This window comes from Dactylosporangium sucinum (assembly GCF_014647515.1).
GTDB lineage: Bacteria > Actinomycetota > Actinomycetes > Mycobacteriales > Micromonosporaceae > Dactylosporangium > Dactylosporangium sucinum.
The window spans coordinates 1-17,274 of sequence record NZ_BMPI01000054.1; the positions used below are offsets into that span (position 1 = coordinate 1).

A 17,274-nucleotide genomic window follows, 5' to 3' on the forward strand; every position below is an offset into this window, starting at 1 on the left:
CCTTCGACACTGAGCCGATGGTGACCGGCCCCTCCGCTTCGCTCCGGACCGGTCACGCGCCCTCCGCTTCGCTCCGGACGCGCGCCTTCGACACTGAGCCGATGGTGACCGGCCCCTCCGCTTCGCTCCGGACCGGTCACGCCGCGACCCGGGACAGCGCGCGGTGCAGCAGGCGGGCGTCGCCGAGCATGCTCCGCAGCTTACGCTCCAGCCCGGCGATCGGAATCAGGTTCTGCGGCGCGCGGGGGTCCTTGTAGGCGGTCGACGCGAAGCGGGGGAGCGTCACCGTCGAGAGGTCGGCGAGGGCCACCGCGTCGGCCGGGGCGAGGTCGGCCGAGCACTCGGCGCGGACCAGCCCGGTCCACGGCGAGCCGGCCGGCCCGGGCAGCCGCAGGTACCACGAGAACCGGTGCCAGGACGTGCCCAGCACGAACACCGGCGACCGCTGTCCACCGCGGAGCGCGGTGACGACGGCGGTCAGCTCGCTCTTGAGGTACTCCTTCTGATGCGTCTTGATGTAGCCCAGCGTCCGCGGCAGGTGCGCCCGCTCCTGCAGCGGCCCGTCGACGATCAGCAGGTCGCCGTCGGTGCGCTCCTCGTTCGACACCCCGACCTCGAGCGCCCGCATGTGCCGCTGGACGCCCAGGGCCAGGTCCTTCGGCTCGCCGCGGGCGACCCGGCGGGCCGGGTACCGGATGCTGCCGGCCACGATCGGCGGCAGCGGGTCGAGCGGCGTGAACAGCCCCCGCTCGATCCGCGTGGTGGCCACCTGCGCCGCGCCCCGGTCGAGGTCGCAGCGCACGACGCCGGCCGCGTACGAGGCGGCGACGCCCGGGTGCGTGGTGCCCTCGTCGTCGGTGAGCCAGACGCGCGCGTCGACGCGCTGCACCCCGTCGACGATGAGCACCGTGCCGGGCGGCCGCACGCCGGCCGCGGCGTCGATCGGCCGCCACGCGGCCTCCGGCAGCTCGACGTCGGCCTGGATCTGGGCGCTGCTCTGCGCCTGCGGCCCGCCCGGGCCGTCGGTGGCCTCGAACGCGATGCCGTACGCCGGGTCCCAGGCGTCGACGTGCAGCTTCACAGGCCCACCCGCTCGATGCGCGCGGTCCGGGCGTCGCGCCGGACCTCGAACCGGACCGGGATCCGCTCGGCGAGCGCCCCGACGTGCGTGACGACGCCGACCATCCGGTCGCCGCGGGCGGCCAGGTTCTCCAGCGTCGCCGCCACGGTGTCGAGGGTGGACGAGTCGAGCGTGCCGAAGCCCTCGTCGAGGACGATCGATTCGAGGCTGGCGGCCGCCGTGGACATCCCGGCCAGCTGGTCGGAGAGCGCCAGCGCGAGCGCGAGCGACGCCTGGAACGTCTCGCCGCCGGACAGCGTGCGCACCGCCCGCCGCAGGCCCGCGTCGTGGTGGTCGACGACGAAGAACTCGCCCTTCTCGTGGACCAGGTCGTACTGGCCGTTGGAGAGCTCCCGCAGCGTGCGGGAGGCGCCGTCGACGAGCGTGTCGAGCGCCTCGGCGAGCAGCCACCGCTCGAAGCGGTCGGCCCGCAGGTGCTGGGCGAGCGCCCGGGCGACCTGGCTCTCCTTGGCGACGTCGTCGCGCTGCTCGCGGATGCGCTCGGCGTCCTTGCGCCGCTCCTCGATCCGCCGCCGGCTCGCGTCGGCGCGCTCCAGGGCGACCGCCGCGTCGCGGGCCGGGTCGGCGCCGGGCGCCGGCAGGCCGGCGTCGGTGAACAGGGTGCGTAACTCGTCGCGCACCTCGGTGACCCGCCGCTCGGCGGCGTGCAGCTCGTCGACCGCGGCCTGCCGGCCGGCCCGCCGGCGGCCCGCCTCGCCGGTCGCCCAGGCGGCGAGCGTGCCCCACGCGTCGGCGAGGTCGTCGCGGTTGGCCGGCGGCGGCGCGAACGCGGCGAGCGCGTCGCGGGCGGTGTCGAACGCGCGCCAGGCCGACCGCAGCTTCTCCTCGGCCCGGTCGGCGGTCGTGCCCGCCTTGCGGTGCGCGTCGCGGGCCCGCCGCACGTCGGCACCGGCCTTCTCCAGTCCACTCTGGATGGACGCGATCGCGTCGAGCTCGCGGCGCAACGCGTCGGGCTCCGGCGCGCCGTCGAGTGCCGTGTCCAGGGCCGTCAACCGGGCGTCCACCTGCTCCGCGTGGGCCTTGGCCGCGGCGAGCGCCCGGTCGGCGTCCCGCGCGGCGCGGTCCCGGTCCTCGACCGCCGAGGCGGCCGCGTCGCTGCGCTTCCGGGCGGCGTCCCCGGCGACCCGCAGCGCGGCGACCGCCGAGTCGTGCGGCGCCTCCGGCACCTCGTGGACGGTCTGCGTGCACACCGGGCACGCCTCGCCGGCCGTCAAGAAGGGCCGCAGGGCCATCGCCCGATCGACGGCCATCGCCGCCTGGTAGGCCTCGCGGGCGGCCTCCAGCGCGGCGAGGGCGTCGGCGGCCTGCATCCGCGCTTCCGCCAGAAGCCCCGCCGCGGAGGTGTGTTGCCGGGTGGCCTCGGCAACAGCGGAACGCACCGAAGCCGCCTCGGCCGCCAGCCGCGAACGTTCGGCGTGCGTGTCGAGCAGCCGGCGCAGCGCCGCCGCGTCGCCGGCCGCCTGGAGCTCGCCGCGCAGCTTCTCCTCGGCCTCCTCGGCCGCGCGGGCGGCGTCGAGCGCCCCGGTGACGGCCTCGCGGGCGGTGGCGGCGGCCGCGGCGAGCGTCGCCGCCTCGCCGGGCACCGCGACCCCGGCCAGCCGCTCGATCTGCGCGTCGAGGTCGGCGAGCGCGCCGGCGGCCTGGCCGGCGAGCCGGCCCGCGTCGGCGAGCTGCGGCGCGATGCGGTCGGCCGCGGTGCCGAGGCCGGCGAGCGCCGCGACCCGGGCGACGGCGGCGGCCAGTGCCTCGTCGCCGGTGTCCGAGAGCGCGCTCAGCTGGTCGTCGAGGATCTTCAGCTTGGCTTCGGCAGCGGTACCGAGGGCGGTCGCCCGCTCCCGGATCTGCCCGTACACGTCGAGGCCCAGCAGGTTGACCAGGATCTTCTGCCGCTCGGCCGGCTTGGCGTGCAGGAACGCCGCGAACTCGCCCTGCGGGAGTACGACGCACTTGGTGAACTGCTCGTACGGCAGGCCGACGACGGTCTGGACCGCCTCGTCGACCTCGCTCGCGGTACCGGCGAGGACCGTGCCGATGTCGTCCCCGGTGAGGCCCGTGTCGAACTTGCCCAGGTCGAAGCCGTGGGGGAGGGCCTCAAGCCCGGCGTGCTTCGTGGTGACCGCGCCCTTGGCGTCGCGGCGGACCACGCGGGCCAGCACGTACCGCACCCCGGCCGACTCGAACACCAGCCGCACCCGGGCCTCGGCCGCCGACGGGGCGAGCGCGTTGGCGATGGCCCGCCGGTCGCCCCACCGGGGGACGGTGCCGTAGAGGGCGAAGCAGATTGCATCGAGGACCGTCGACTTCCCGGCGCCGGTCGGGCCGACGAGGGCGAAGAAGTCGGTGTCGGTGAAATCGACGGTCGTCGGCTCCCGGAAGACCGTGAAGCCGTCGAGGTCGAGCCGGATGGGCCTCACTGGGACACCACCTCGTCGTGCAGCCGGTGGAACAGGGCCACGGTCGCGTCGTCGGCGTGCCCGCGCTGGGACAGGTAGTCGGCGAACAGCTCGCCGGCCGAGCGCCCGGCCCGGGCCGGCTCCGAACCGCCGGCGGAGCGCGGGTCCGGCAGCAGCTTGGGGTCGATGCGGACCTCAAGGGCCTTCGGCAACAGCTCCTGCACCTCCTCGCGCAGGCCCGCCCGCGGCTTCTCCTGCACGTACACCCGCAGCCACGCATCCCCGGTGTCCAGTGTGGACAGCTGCTCCAGCGTGCCCCGGACGGTCCGCAGCGGGGTCTTCACCGGCAGGGTGACCTCCCGCGCGTGCGCCGCGGTCGTCGCGGTGACGTCGACGACGACGGCGGTGGAGAGGTTCTCCTCCTCGCCGAAGTCGATCGGGAGCGGGCTGCCGCTGTACCGGATCGGGCAGGGGCCGTTGACGGACTGCGCGCGGTGCAGATGGCCGAGCGCCACGTAGTGGGCCGACGACGGGAACACGCTGGCGGGCACCGCGTAACCCATGATCGTGTGCGCCTCCCGCTCGCCGCCACCCATCGTGGCGCCGATGACGGTCAGGTGCGCGGTGATCAGGTTGACCGTGTCGCCGCCGAAGCCCTTGGTCAGCGCGCTGAGCAGGTCGCCGATGTGCTGGGGATAGGACTGGGCGTTCTCGGCGGCGGAGAGCTCGAACATCTCGGCGGCGCGGACGGCGTACCGCTGCGAGACGAACGGCAGCGCCGCGAGCCGCCACTGCTCGCCGTCCTTTGTCGTGCCGGCCAGCATGAGGTCGTCGGGCTTGCCGATCGCGCCGCGGATGGTGATGCCGGCCGCGTCCGCCCACGGGCGCAGCGCGTCGAGGGCCGCGCCGTTGTCGTGGTTGCCGCCGATGACGACCACCTCGGCGCTCTTTCGCAGCGCCGACAGGCCCCGCGTCACGATTTTCACCGACTCGGCGGTCGGCGTGGCCCCGTCGTACAGGTCGCCGGCGACGATGACCAGGTCGGGCTGCTCGGCCTTGGCGACCTCGACGAGCGCGTTGATCGCCGCGATGTGGTCGGCGGCCCGGGACTGTCCCTTGAGGACCTTGCCGACGTGCCAGTCCGAGGTGTGCAGGATCCGCACCCGGTGTGCCCCTTTCCTTAGAACGGGATGTCGTCGTCGGAGATGCCGCCCGCGCCGACCCGGGCCACTACCGCGAACGGGTCGCCGCCCTGCACGAGCGAGCGCAGCGTCGCGGCCGGGGGCGGCCCCGCCTCGCCGGGCCGGGTGGCCCACGACGGGAACGGGAACTCGATGCACAGCGGCACCGGGATCTCCGGCTGTGAGACGAACATGGTGCCGGGCTTGGCCAGCAGGGCCCGCTGCCGCTGCGCGGGCGGGAGGAAGCCGTACTCCGGGCGCGAGGCCTCGGCCGGGTCGAGCCGCCCGACCACCCGGACCGCCGAGTTGGCCACGATCCGCCGCTCGACCTCGCTGGCGGTCTGCTGCGCGCCGATGAGCACGACGCCGAGGGACCGGCCCCGCTCGGCGATGTCGAGCAGCACCTCCTTGATCGGGCTCGTGCCGTCCCGCGGCGCGTACTTGTTCAGCTCGTCGAGCACCACGAACAGCAGCGGCTTGGCGGTGCCGGCCTTCTCCTTGCGCTCGAACTCGGTGCGCAGGGTGACGCCGACCACGAACCGCTGCGCGCGGTCCGGCAGGTTGTGCAGGTCGACCACGGTCACCTGGGCGCTCTCGGCGGTGTTGATCTGGTGCGGCTTGCGGGTCGCGAGGTCGCCGCGGATCAGCCGGGACAGGTCCTTCTTGCTGCCGATGAGCCGCCGCGCGAACGCGTTGACGGTGCCGAGGCCGATGGAGCTGCCCGCCCACTGGCCGCGGGTCGAGTCGTCGTTGAGCTGCTCGACGACGAAGTCGACCAGGTCCGCGTACGAGTTGATGCGGGTGCCGTCGATCGCGACCCCGCCCTCGGCCGGCTGGGCGATGCGGGCGAGATGCGCGGTGACGGAGTGGACGACCATCGTGTACTGCTGGCGTTCGTCGTCGGCGTCGGCGAACACGTAGGGCAGGAGCCGATCGGCGCAGAACTCCTGGAGCGTCCAGTAGAAGGCGTCCACGCCCGACAGCCGGCTGCTGACGTCGGGGGTACCGCTGGCGTCGCCCGCCCGCGGCGGCGCGTAGACGCGCACGTCGGGGAAGGGGCCGGCGACCAGGCCGAGCCGCGCGTAGGCGTCCTCGGTCGCCCGGTCGAGCCGCGCGTTGGGGTGGTCGAGGAAGAGCAGGTCCTCGCCCTTGACGTTGAAGATGAGCGCCCTGGTGTTGGCGGTCTCCCCGGCGCCGCCGAGGACGCCGGAGCGGAACACGGAGTACAGCAGGAACGTCGCGAAGCTCGTCTTCGTGGCGACGCCGGAGATCCCCGAGATCGACACGTGGGCGCCCCGCGTGCCGTCGAGGAAGTCGGCGTTGAGGAACATCGGCGCGCCGTCGCGGCCGAAGCCCATCGGGATCGTGCGCTCCATGCGGTCGAAGTACAGGGCGCCGGCCCGCGCGTCGCCGCGCGCCCGGTGCACGAGCGCGCCGGGGGTCGGCGGCACGTAGACCTCCGGGTCGACCCGCGTGGTGGTGATCTCGGCCGCCTCCTGGATGGTCGCGGGCAGCGTGCCGTCGGCGACCAGGAAGACGTCGGAGTCGAACACCACGCCCTCGTGCCGGGCGCGCACGGCGGTCACGACGCCGGCGATCGTGACGGGGTCGTGCTCGGGGAGGTCACGCTTGGTGACGACGACGTCGTCGAGTTGCAGGTACGCCCCGTCCTCGACGGCCACCCAGAACGTCAGCGGGGTGGCGTCGGCGGTACCGAGGACGCGCCCGACGATCGGACCGTCACCCTCGGCTGCCGTCTCGTCCTCCATGGTCGACCCCCAGTACATGTGTTCGCCTGTGCATCGTGCCTCAAGACCACCAGCGGGTCGAAGCCACCACGCCATCGGGGTGTGGATTCACGTTCGGAAATACGGGCAAATGCGGATGCAACACGCCCTTGTCCACAGGGATGTGGCGGGTTGTCCACAGGCATGTGGATACCGCTGTGGATGGCGGGCTATCGGCAGTACCGCAGGATCAGCTGGCCCTCGGCAAGCAGGGCGTGACGGAGCGTGAGCTCTTGGGGGGCCGGGATCGGGGGCCCGGCGGTGATCCGGCCGGCGCCCGGACCGGCGAGCAGCGGGGACACGGTGAGGCACAGCTCGTCGACGAGGCCGGCTGCGGTGAGTGACCCGAAGAGGTGGGGGCCGCCCTCGCTGAGGATGCTGCGAAGGCCGCGCTCGCGCAGCTTGCCGACGGCTCCGGGGAGGTCGCCGGCCGGGGTGATGATGTCGGCCACTCCGGTCAGGTGGTCCGCCCGGCTGTCGGTGATCACGATCGGGCGGACCGGGGCGTCGGCGAGCGCCGGGTGGGCCGGGTCGAGGTCGGCGCGGCCGGAGACGACGACGAGCACCGGATACTCCGGCTTGCCGTGCGCCGCGCGCCATGCGCGGCGCTCGTCGTCGAGGCGCAGGGCGCGGTAGCCCTCGTCGCGCAGCGTGCCGGCGCCGACCAGGAGGGCGTCGCACAGCATGCGCAGGATGCCGAAGGCCCGCTTGTCGGCCGGGCCGGAGAGCTTTTCTGATCTGCCCTCGACGGTGCCGGCGCCGTCGAGGCTCGTCACGAAGTTCAGCCGCAGCCACGGGGTGCGCGGCTCGGTGTAGAGGGCGACGAGGTCCGGGTCCGGGTCGTGGGACGGCCAGAGTTGCTGCACCCGCCGACTTTACTCGCCGGGTGGCCCGGTCACCGGCGGTGTCGGCTGGGGCTCGCGGTGCTGGCAGTCGCAGTGGTTGCCGCCCGGGCACTCCTCGTGCCGTTTCTCGCGACACGCTGGGCAGATCACGTGTTCAGGGTGCGCCGCCGGTTCCCGGCGGTCAAGAATGACTGCACCATGGCGCGCTTGATCTACCAACTCCGGATCGTCCTCGACGGCGTCACCCCGCCGGTCTGGCGGCGAGTGCTCGTGCCCGGCGGCTTCACCCTCGACCGGGTCCACCGGGTGGTGCAGTTCGCGATGGGCTGGGGTGACCGGCACCTGCACGTGTTCGACGCGGACGGTGTCCAGTACGGCGTGCCCGACCCCGACGGCCTCCTCGAGGTGCGCGACGAGCTGGACGTGCGCCTGGACGCGGTCGCGCAGCTGGGTTCCCGGCTGCGCTACACGTACGACTTCGGCGACTGGTGGGAGCACGAGATCGTCGTGGAGGACGTGATGCCGGCCGAGCTCGACATCCGCTATCCGATGTGCGTCGGCGGCGAGCGTGCCTGCCCGCCGGACGACGTGGGCGGTCCGGAGGGCTACCGCGACTTCCTCGCGGCGTACGGCGACCCGACGCATCCGGAGCACGTGGCGATGCGCGAGTGGCTGGCGAAGGACTTCGACCCGGTGGCGTTCGACGCCGCCCGCGCGACGGCCCTGCTGCGCCGCATGACCTGACGGGAGCGCCCGACATTCCGGAAATGTCGGTCACGAAACCGGCAGGGGCCAGCGCGGCGCGGAGCCGGCTGGGGAAGGCCGGCGCGGTGCGGAGCCCGCGGGGAAGGTCGGCGCGGTGTCGTGGGCGAGGAGCCCCTCGCCGGCCGGGCGATGACCGCCCCGAGGCGGCCGGCGAGGGCTTCGGCCGGGCTCGCCCATGATCGTGGGAAGGATCTGGCTGTCCCGGCGACCAAATGTTTCCCACGATCATGGGCTGGCCGCGGTCTGCCCCCATGAAACCCGGCCGGGGCGGGACTCCCGCGCGTTTGGGGGCGGCGGGTGGATGGGGGGTCGGGTCGGTGTGGGGCGGTCGTGAATCTTTCACGGGTGAATGGGGTTGGTTGCCTGGTGGCGCCGCGGATTCCGTGGCGTCCGGCCGCGGGCGTGTTTCGGGCCGCCGCGCGGGATTAGCGTGACGCACGCCTCGGGTTCCGAGGTGGTCGAGGTTGCCGGGCGTCCACGCTCAATCCGGTGATGTCGATCGATGCGCCCTGACCCCGGCGCCAGGTGATCCCCGGCCCGTGGGTTGAACGAAACGACGAAGTCGGTCGATGTGCACAGCGGCCGGCGAACAAGACAATTATCGATGCTTCCCGGGCCGATGTAACGAGATTGGTCGATTTTCAGCGACTGGCCAATACCGGAGCGCGGCCGCAGAACCGCCTAGGGGCGTAGGGCCATGCCGCCCGCGGCGACATATCGCGGTAAAGCGGTACAAGCTCGGGCAACGAAATCTCGCGGTAACGAAATGGGAACGCTCCCATTGCCCCATTGACACGTCGGCGTTCGCGCGCCAGTCTCATGGGAGCGCTCCCGCGGCTGTGGCCGGAACCACACCCCGCAGCCGTGGGGGGCATCAATTCGCATGTCCGCCATACCCCGACCGTGCCCGCACCCGGCCCGGTCGCCCAAGCATCACACCCCCACACCCACACCCATCACGACCTGAGAGAGGGGTCAGGATGAGCGTCACCACGCGCCGCATGCGTTCCATCGCCGCGGCCGCGCTCACCGTCGGGCTTGCCCTCGGTGCCGGCGCCTGCAGCGCCAAGGATGATGAGCCCAGTGCGGACAGCACCGGGCCGGTCACCATCTCGCTGTCCTACTTCGGCACGCCGGGCTTCAACCAGGCGGTCAAGGACTTCGAGGCGGCGAACCCGAACATCAAGGTCGACGTGAAGAACGAAGGCCAGACCAAGGACTTCGTGCCGAAGCTGGCCCAGCAGATCTCCGCCGGCAGCGGTGCGAGCGACGTGGTCATGCTCGAAGAGGGCATGCTCCTGCAGTACCTGAAGGACAACAAGGGCTTCGCCAACCTGCTCGACCTGGGCGCCGGCTCGCTCGAGAGCGAGTACCTGTCGTTCAAGTGGAAGAACGCGTTCACCGCTGACGGCAAGAAGCTCGTCGGCCTCGGCACCGACGTCGGCCCGCTGGCCATGTGCTACCGGACCGACCTGTTCGCCAAGGCGAACCTGCCCACCGCCCGCGACGAGGTCAGCAAGCTCTGGCCGACGTGGGAGGACTACATCAAGCAGGGCGAGAAGTTCAAGGCCGCGAACACCGGTGCCGCGTGGATCGACTCCGCGACCAGCATCATGCAGCCGTACATCATGCAGAACAGCGACACCTGGTTCTACGACAAGAGCGACAAGTACATCGGCGACACCAACCCGGCCGTCAAGAAGGCCTACGACCTGGGCATGGACATGGCCGCCAAGGGCCTGACCTCCAAGCTCGCCCGTTGGCAGGCCGACTGGGACGCCGCCTTCAAGAACGCCGCGTTCGCGACCGTGCCGTGCCCGCCGTGGTACACCGGCGTGATCAAGGAGCGCGCCGGCGACGGCGGCAAGAACAAGTGGGACATCGCCACCATCCCCGGCAAGGGCGGTAACTGGGGCGGCTCCTACCTGGCGATCCCCGAGCAGAGCAAGAAGAAGGCTCAGGCGTTCGAGCTCATCAAGTACCTGACCGGCAAGCAGGGCGGCCTGGCCGCGTTCAAGGAGGCCGGCCCGCTGCCGTCCTCGGTGTCGGCCCTCGCCGACCCGTCGCTGACCGGTGCCACGAACGACTACTTCAACAACGCCCCCGTCGGCCAGATCTACGCCGGTGCGGCCAAGGACCTCAAGCCGATCTACCTGGGCCCGAAGCACCAGGCCCTCTGGGAGAACGGTTTCGAGCCGGCCATGCAGGCGGCCGAGCAGGGCAAGTTGAGCGCGCAGGCGGGCTGGGACAAGGCCATCAAGGACAGCAAGGCGCTGGCCGAGGGCTGATCCAGCCGCTTGAAGAGGGGGCGGAGGTGGCGTCCACGCAATCCCGGTGGACGCCACCTCCGCCGCTTGACCGGAGGAAGGACCGATCCCCATGACCACCAACGTCGGCGAGTTCAGCGGGCCTCGCCACGGGCGCGCCTCGCATCAGGCACCCGACAAGCCACCGCAGCGGCGCTCCGTTCGCTTCGGCCGGTTTGACCTCAAGGTTTCGCCGTACCTGTTCGTCGCACCGTTCTTCCTGCTGTTCGCCGTGTTCGGGGCCTACCCGCTGGTCTACACGGCCGTCCTGTCGCTGCGGAAGAACACGCTGACGGGCGGCGACGCCGGCTTCGTCGGCCTCGAGAACTACACCAAGGTCCTCACCGACCAGCACTTCTGGGTCGTGCTGGGCAACACGTTCGGCCTGTTCATCGTCTCCACGGTCCCGCAGCTCATCTTCGCGCTCATGATCGCCAGCTGGCTGAACAAGAAGATGCGGGCCCGCACCGCGATCCGCATGGGCGTGCTGATCCCCAACATCACGTCCGTCGCGGCCGTCGGCATCGTCTTCGGCCTGATCTTCGCCGACCGGTACGGCCTGGCGAACTGGCTCATCCAGAGCGTCGGCTTCGACCCGGTCGAGTGGCGCAACCACCGCTGGTCCTCGTGGACGGCGATCGCGTTCATGGTGGACTGGCGCTGGACCGGTTACAACGCGCTCATCTACCTCGCCGCGATGCAGGCGATCCCGAAGGAGCTCTACGAGTCGGCGTCGCTCGACGGCGCCTCGGCGATCCGCCGCTTCTGGCGGATCACGGTGCCGCTGATCCAGCCGACGATCCTCTTCACCGTGATCATCTCGACCATCGGCGGCATGCAGCTGTTCACGGAGCCGCTGCTGTTCAACTACGGGCGCATCCAGGGCGGCTCGCTCAACGAGTTCCAGACCGTCGCGATGTACATCTACGAGACCACGTTCACGAACAACTTCAACGTGGGCCGTGGCGCCGCGATCTCCTGGCTGCTGTTCCTGATCATCCTGATCTTCGCGCTGGTGAACTTCATGCTGGTGCGCAGGTCCGTGAAGGGGACGACCTCATGAGCACGCTGACCCGAGCCGCCACGCCGAAGCCGGCCCCGGCGGCCCCGAAGAAGACCTCGGGCCGGGTCCGCAGCGCCTCGGCGGCGCTGTGGACGGCCAGCCCGCTCACCTACGTCGCGCTGATCATCACGATCGTGCTGTCGATCTTCCCGATCGTGTGGTCGTTCATCGTGGCGTCCCGCGACAACAGCGCGGTGACGGCCATCCCGCCGCCGCTCACGCCCGGGCCGAACTTCTTCTCCAACGCCCAGCGGGTGCTGGAGAACAGCGACGCCAACTTCATCTACGGCCTGATCAACTCGGCCGTGGTGTCGTCGTCCGTGACGATCTCGGTGGTGTTCTTCTCGACGCTGGCCGGCTTCGCGTTCGCCAAGCTCAAGTTCAAGGGCAAGAACGCGCTGCTGCTGATCATCATCATGACGATGATGATCCCGACGCAGATCAACATCATCCCGCTGTACCTGCTGATGGTGAAGTTCGACTGGACCAACACCCTGCAGGCGGTCATCGTGCCGTTCCTCGTCCAGGGCTTCGGCGTGTTCATGATCCGGCAGTACGCCTCGTCCGCGATCAGCGACGAGCTGATCGAGGCGGCCCGCGTCGACGGCGCGTCCACCTGGCGTACGTACTGGAGCGTCGTGCTCCCGGCGTTGCGCCCGGCGGCGGCCGTGCTCGGCCTGCTCACCTTCATGCAGACGTGGAACGACTTCCTCTGGCCCTACGTTGTGCTCAACGGTGACACCCCGACGGTGCAGGTTTCGCTGAACATTCTGGCCACCGGTTACTACAAGACCGACTACGTGCAAGTCTTTACCGGGACAGCTCTGGCGATCGTGCCGCTGCTCATCGTGTTCATCGTGTTCGGCCGCCAGATCATCGGCGGCATCATGGAAGGTTCGATCAAGGCGTGACCAGCATCGACCCGCTGACGTTCCCACCCGGTTTCCTCTGGGGGGCGGCGACCGCGTCGTACCAGATCGAGGGGGCGGCCACCGAAGACGGCCGCACCCCGTCCATCTGGGACACGTTCAGCCACACTCCCGGCAAGACCCTCGGTGGGGACACCGGCGACGTGGCGTGCGACCACTACCACCGCTACCGCGAGGACGTCGCACTGATGAAGGACCTGGGCGTGGGCGCCTACCGGTTCTCCATCGCGTGGCCCCGCGTGCAGCCGGGCGGCAGCGGGCCGATGAACGCGCAAGGATTGGACTTCTACCGCCGGCTCGTCGACGAGCTGCTGGAGCACGACATCCTCCCGTGGGTCACGCTGTACCACTGGGACCTCCCGCAGGAGCTCGAGGACGCGGGCGGCTGGCCCAACCGCGACACCGCCGCCCGGTTCGCCGAGTACGCCGTGCAGGTGCACGCCGCGCTCGGCGACCGGGTGCGCAACTGGACGACCTTCAACGAGCCATGGTGCTCGGCGTTCCTCGGCTATGCGTCAGGCGTGCACGCGCCCGGCCGCCAGCACGCGCCGGACGGCCTGGCCGCCATGCACCACCTGCTGCTCGGCCACGGCGAGGCGGTCCGGGCGATCCGTGCCGCCGACCCGGAGGCGAAGCTCGGCATCACGCTGAACCTCTACGCGATCTCGCCGGCCGACCCGGCCAGCCCGGGCGACCTCGACGCCGCCCGGCGCATCGACGGCCTGGCCAACCGGATCTTCCTCGACCCGGTGCTGCTCGGGCGGTACCCCGAGGACGTGCGGCAGGACCTGGCGGGCATCAGCGACTTCGGCTTCGTCCGCGACGGCGACCTGGAGACCATCGCGGCGCCGCTCGACCTGCTCGGCATCAACTACTACAGCCGGCACGTCGTCGGCGCGCCCGACCCGGACGTGCCCGCCGAGCCCTACTGGCGGGCCCCGACGTCCTGGCCGGGCAGCGAGGACGTGCGGTTCCTCAAGCGCCCCGGCGTTCCGGTCACCGACATGGACTGGGAGGTCGACGCGCCCGGGCTCACCGAGACCCTCGTGCGCGTCGCCAAGGAGTACCCGCCGGTCCCGCTGTACATCACCGAGAACGGCGCGGCCTACGCCGACACCGTCGAGCCCGACGGCAGCGTCGACGACGCCGACCGGGTCGCCTACTTCGACGCGCACTTCCGTGCCTGCCACGACGCGATCGCCGCCGGCGCACCGCTGCACGGGTACTTCGCCTGGTCCCTGCTCGACAACTTCGAGTGGGCGTGGGGGTACACGAAGCGGTTCGGCATGGTGCGCGTGGACTACGCGACGCAGCAGCGCACGATCAAGGCCAGCGGTCACCGGTACCGCGAGGTCACCAAGCACAACGGCTTGGCCGGGTAACGTTGCGCCGCCCGACACTGGACGAGGTCGCAGCCCTGGCCGGCGTCGGGCGGGGCACCGTGTCGCGGGTCATCAACGGCTCGCCCCAGGTGAGCCCGGAGGCCCGCAAGGCGGTCGAGAAGGCCATCGACGAGCTGGGGTACGTGCCGAACCGGGCCGCCCGCGCGCTGGTGACCCGCCGCACCGACTCGGTGGCGCTCGTCGTCTCCGAGTCGGAGGAGCGGGTCTTCGGCGAGCCGTTCTTCGCCGGCATCATCCGGGGCGTCAGCTCGCACCTCGCCGACACCGAGATGCAGCTGTGGCTGGCGATGGCCCAGTCGAGCGCCGAGCGCTCGCTGGTCGAGCGCCACCTCAGCGACCAGCACGTCGACGGCGTGCTGCTGCTGTCCCTGCACGACGACGACCCGCTGCCGGACCTGCTGGTCCGCCGCGGGCTGCCGACCGTCCTCGGTGGACGGACGGCCCGGATGCTGGAGTCGGGTCCCAGCGGCCACGCGGGCATCTCCTTCGTCGACAACGACAACGAGGGGGGCGCCTGCACGGCCGTCCAGCACCTGCTCGACCTGGGACGCCGCTGCGTCGCGGCGATCGCCGGCCCGCAGGACATGGGGGTGGGCAAGGCCCGCCTCCGTGGCTACCGGGAGGCGCTGCGCCTGGCGTCCCAGCCCTACGACGACCGGCTCGTCGCATATGGCGACTTCAGTGAGGCGAGCGGCGCGAACGCGATGCACCGCCTGCTCCATCTCAACCCGGGTCTCGACGCCGTCTTCGCCGCCTCCGACCTGATGGCCGCCGGCGCCATCCGCGCCCTGCGTGAGCTGGGCAAGCGGGTGCCCGGCGACGTCGCCGTGGTCGGCTTCGAGGACTCCGCCGTGGCCCGGCAGACCCAGCCGCCGCTCACCACCGTGCACCAGTCGGTGGAGGGCATGGGGCGCGAGATGGCGCGGCTTCTGCTGGCCCGCATCGCCGGCGGGCCGGCCCACTCGACTGTGCTCGACACCCACCTGGTGGTGCGCGAGTCAGCCTGACCATCCCCCGCAGGAGGCACCCCGTGCGCTTCGGCCACTTCGACGACGAACGCCGCGAGTACGTGATCGACCGGCCCGACACGCCGCTGCCCTGGATCAACTACCTGGGCACCGAGGCGTACTTCGGGATCATCTCGAACACGGCCGGCGGCTACTCGTTCTACCGCGACGCCCGGCTGCGCCGGCTGACCCGGTACCGGTACAACAACGCGCCGTTCGACCTCGGCGGCCGCTACATCTACCTGCGCACGGGCGACGGCGAGTTCTGGTCGCCGACGTGGCAGCCGACGCAGCGCGAGCTGACCGACTACGAGTGCCGTCATGGACTGTCCTACACGCGCATCTCCTCGCGGTACCACGGGATCAAGGCGGAGACGCTCTACTTCGTCCCGCTGGAGGAGACCCTCGAGGTCTGGCGGCTGACGGTGACCAACGAGCGCGACGAGGCGGTCGAGCTCTCGGCGTTCTCGTCGGTCGAGTTCTGCCTGTGGGACGCGCAGGACGACGCCACCAACTTCCAGCGCAACTTCAGCACCGGTCAGGTGGAGGTCGAGGACGGGGTCATCTACCACAAGACCGAGTACCGCGAGCGCCGCGACCACTTCGCCTACTTCGCCTGCAGCGAGCCGCTCGCCGGCTTCGACACCGCGCGCGAGGCGTTCCTCGGCCCGTACCGCTCGTGGGACCGCCCGGCCGTGGTCGAGCGCGGGGCGTCGACGGACTCGGTCGCGCACGGCTGGCAGCCGCACGGCTCGCACCACGTGAAGCTGACGCTGGCGCCGGGGGAGACCCGCGAGATCGGCTTCGTGCTCGGCTACTGGGAGAACCCGCGCGACGCGAAGTTCGACCCGGCCGGCTCCCAGACGATCAACAAGCGGCTGGTCAAGCCGGTGATCGAGCGCTGGCTGCGGCAGTCGGCGGTCGACGAGGGGCTGGCCGCGCTGCGCGCCCGCTGGGACGAGCTGCTCGGCTCGCTGCAGGTGAGCACGCCCGACGGGGACACCGACCGCATGGTGAACATCTGGAACGCGTACCAGAACATGGTCACCTTCAACATGAGCCGGTCGACCTCGTTGTACGAGTCGGGGATCGGGCGCGGGATGGGCTTCCGCGACTCGAACCAGGACCTGCTCGGCTTCGTCCACATGATCCCGGAGCGGGCGCGGGAGCGGATCCTCGACATCGCCGCCACGCAGCTGCCCACGGGTGGGGCGTACCACCAGTACCAGCCGCTGACCAAGCGCGGGAACAACGACATCGGCTCCGGCTTCAACGACGACCCGCTCTGGCTGATCCTGGGCGTGTCGGCGTACGTCAAGGAGACCGGGGACCTGAGCATCCTCGACGCGGCGGTGCCGTTCGACAACGCGCCCGACAGCGAGCAGCCGCTCTACGAGCACCTGCTGCGCTCGCTGCGGTACACCCTGGATCGCCTCGGCCCCCACGGGCTGCCGCTGATCGGGCGGGCCGACTGGAACGACTGCCTCAACCTCAACTGCTTCTCCGACACACCGGGCGAGGCGTTCCAGACGACCGAGAACCAGAGCGGCGGGGTGGCGGAGTCGGTGTTCATCGCCGGCCAGTTCGTGCTGGCCGCGCGGGAGCTCGGCGACCTGGCGGCCTGCTACGGGCGCCCCGATCAGGAGTTCAGGGACGCCGCCGACAAGATGGCCGGCACCATCGCCGAGCACGGATGGGACGGCGCCTGGTTCCGCCGCGCGTACGACTTCTACGGCAACGTCATCGGCTCGGCGTCCAACGACGAGGGACAGATCTTCATCGAGCCGCAGGGCATGTGCATCATGGGCGGCGTCGGGGTCGAGGACGGGACCGCGGTCACCGCGCTGGCGAGCGTTCGCGAGCGGCTGGCCACCCCGCACGGGATCGTCCTGCAGCAGCCGGCCTACAGCTCATACCGCCTGGAGCTGGGCGAGATCTCCTCGTACCCGCCGGGGTACAAGGAGAACGGCGGGATCTTCTGCCACACCAACCCGTGGCTGATGATCGCCGAGGCGATGGTCGGCAACGGCGACGGCGCGTTCGACTACTACAAGCGGATCAATCCGTCGGCCCGCGAGGAGATCTCGGAGCAGCACCGCTGCGAGCCGTACGTCTACGCGCAGATGATCGCCGGCCGCGACGCGCCGACCCACGGCGAGGCCAAGAACTCGTGGCTGACCGGCACGGCGGCGTGGAACTACGCGGCCGTCACGCAGTGGATCCTCGGCATCCGGCCGGAGCTGACCGGCCTGCGCGTCGACCCGGTGGTGCCGGCGTCGTGGCCCGGCTTCACCGCCGTGCGCCGGTTCCGTGGCGCGACGTACCGAATCTCCGTCACGCGCGGTTCGTCCCGTTCGCTGGTCGTGGACGGTGCCGCGGTGGAGGGCCCGGTCCTCCCGCTCGCTGCTCCGGGCGCCGAGGTCGACGTAGTTCTGACCCTGTAACGGTCGCGTT

Annotated in this window: 12 protein-coding genes; 7 read left to right on the plus strand and 5 right to left on the minus strand. The window is 71.3% G+C overall.

Features of this window, described 5'->3' with window-relative positions; translation table 11 throughout:
• Window positions 1-136 precede the first annotated feature (136 nt).
• From IEZ31_RS39810 to IEZ31_RS39830, 5 genes are all read right to left on the minus strand, one after another.
• A complete protein-coding gene (locus IEZ31_RS39810) occupies window positions 137-1,081 on the minus strand; it encodes a hypothetical protein (protein WP_373294760.1) in 945 nt (314 codons plus the stop codon).
• Window positions 1,078-3,555 (minus strand): AAA family ATPase, encoded by a 2,478-nt coding sequence (locus IEZ31_RS39815; protein WP_190255292.1) that lies wholly within the window; start codon window positions 3,553-3,555, stop codon window positions 1,078-1,080. Before IEZ31_RS39815 ends, IEZ31_RS39810 begins: the two co-directional genes overlap by 4 nt.
• Window positions 3,552-4,697 (minus strand): exonuclease SbcCD subunit D, encoded by a 1,146-nt coding sequence (locus tag IEZ31_RS39820; protein ID WP_190255293.1) that lies wholly within the window; start codon window positions 4,695-4,697, stop codon window positions 3,552-3,554. Before IEZ31_RS39820 ends, IEZ31_RS39815 begins: the two co-directional genes overlap by 4 nt.
• A gap of 17 nt (window positions 4,698-4,714) precedes the next feature.
• The gene (locus IEZ31_RS39825) at window positions 4,715-6,484 is read right to left on the minus strand and encodes an ATP-binding protein (RefSeq protein ID WP_190255294.1); all 1,770 of its coding nucleotides are present in this window, start codon (window positions 6,482-6,484) and stop codon (window positions 4,715-4,717) included.
• A gap of 188 nt (window positions 6,485-6,672) precedes the next feature.
• Window positions 6,673-7,368, minus strand: coding sequence for a pyrimidine reductase family protein (locus IEZ31_RS39830; protein ID WP_190255295.1), 696 nt, complete (start codon window positions 7,366-7,368; stop codon window positions 6,673-6,675).
• 177 nt (window positions 7,369-7,545) lie between these two features.
• Between IEZ31_RS39830 and IEZ31_RS39835 the strand changes: the two genes are divergently transcribed.
• From IEZ31_RS39835 to IEZ31_RS39860, 7 genes are all read left to right on the plus strand, one after another.
• A complete protein-coding gene (locus tag IEZ31_RS39835; protein ID WP_190255296.1) occupies window positions 7,546-8,091 on the plus strand; it encodes a plasmid pRiA4b ORF-3 family protein in 546 nt (181 codons plus the stop codon).
• Between the two features lie 1,001 nt (window positions 8,092-9,092).
• Complete coding sequence (locus IEZ31_RS39840; protein WP_190255297.1) at window positions 9,093-10,400, plus strand: ABC transporter substrate-binding protein; 1,308 nt, start codon at window positions 9,093-9,095, stop codon at window positions 10,398-10,400.
• Window positions 10,401-10,491: 91 nt separating this feature from the next.
• On the plus strand, window positions 10,492-11,481 hold the full coding sequence (locus tag IEZ31_RS39845; RefSeq protein ID WP_190255298.1) for a carbohydrate ABC transporter permease: 990 nt from the start codon (window positions 10,492-10,494) through the stop codon (window positions 11,479-11,481).
• A complete protein-coding gene (locus IEZ31_RS39850) occupies window positions 11,478-12,392 on the plus strand; it encodes a carbohydrate ABC transporter permease (RefSeq protein WP_190255299.1) in 915 nt (304 codons plus the stop codon). The genes IEZ31_RS39845 and IEZ31_RS39850 overlap by 4 nt, the downstream gene beginning before the upstream one ends.
• Window positions 12,389-13,792 carry a GH1 family beta-glucosidase gene (locus IEZ31_RS57220; protein ID WP_229836348.1) on the plus strand — a complete coding sequence of 468 codons (1,404 nt, stop codon included), beginning with the start codon at window positions 12,389-12,391 and terminating at the stop codon, window positions 13,790-13,792. Before IEZ31_RS39850 ends, IEZ31_RS57220 begins: the two co-directional genes overlap by 4 nt.
• Window positions 13,793-13,794: 2 nt before the next feature.
• The gene (locus IEZ31_RS57225; RefSeq protein WP_229836350.1) at window positions 13,795-14,820 is read left to right on the plus strand and encodes a LacI family DNA-binding transcriptional regulator; all 1,026 of its coding nucleotides are present in this window, start codon (window positions 13,795-13,797) and stop codon (window positions 14,818-14,820) included.
• A 23-nt stretch (window positions 14,821-14,843) separates the two neighbouring features.
• On the plus strand, window positions 14,844-17,264 hold the full coding sequence (locus IEZ31_RS39860; RefSeq protein ID WP_190255300.1) for a glycoside hydrolase family 94 protein: 2,421 nt from the start codon (window positions 14,844-14,846) through the stop codon (window positions 17,262-17,264).
• Window positions 17,265-17,274: the final 10 nt, after the last annotated feature.

Coding starts and splice junctions, on each gene's coding strand:
- IEZ31_RS39835 (WP_190255296.1), top strand. CDS start 7,546: ATGGCGCGCTTGATCTACCAACTCCGGATCGTCCTCGACGGCGTCACC.
- IEZ31_RS39850 (WP_190255299.1), top strand. CDS start 11,478: ATGAGCACGCTGACCCGAGCCGCCACGCCGAAGCCGGCCCCGGCGGCC.
- IEZ31_RS39825 (WP_190255294.1), bottom strand. CDS start 6,484: ATGGAGGACGAGACGGCAGCCGAGGGTGACGGTCCGATCGTCGGGCGC.
- IEZ31_RS39845 (WP_190255298.1), top strand. CDS start 10,492: ATGACCACCAACGTCGGCGAGTTCAGCGGGCCTCGCCACGGGCGCGCC.
- IEZ31_RS39840 (WP_190255297.1), top strand. CDS start 9,093: ATGAGCGTCACCACGCGCCGCATGCGTTCCATCGCCGCGGCCGCGCTC.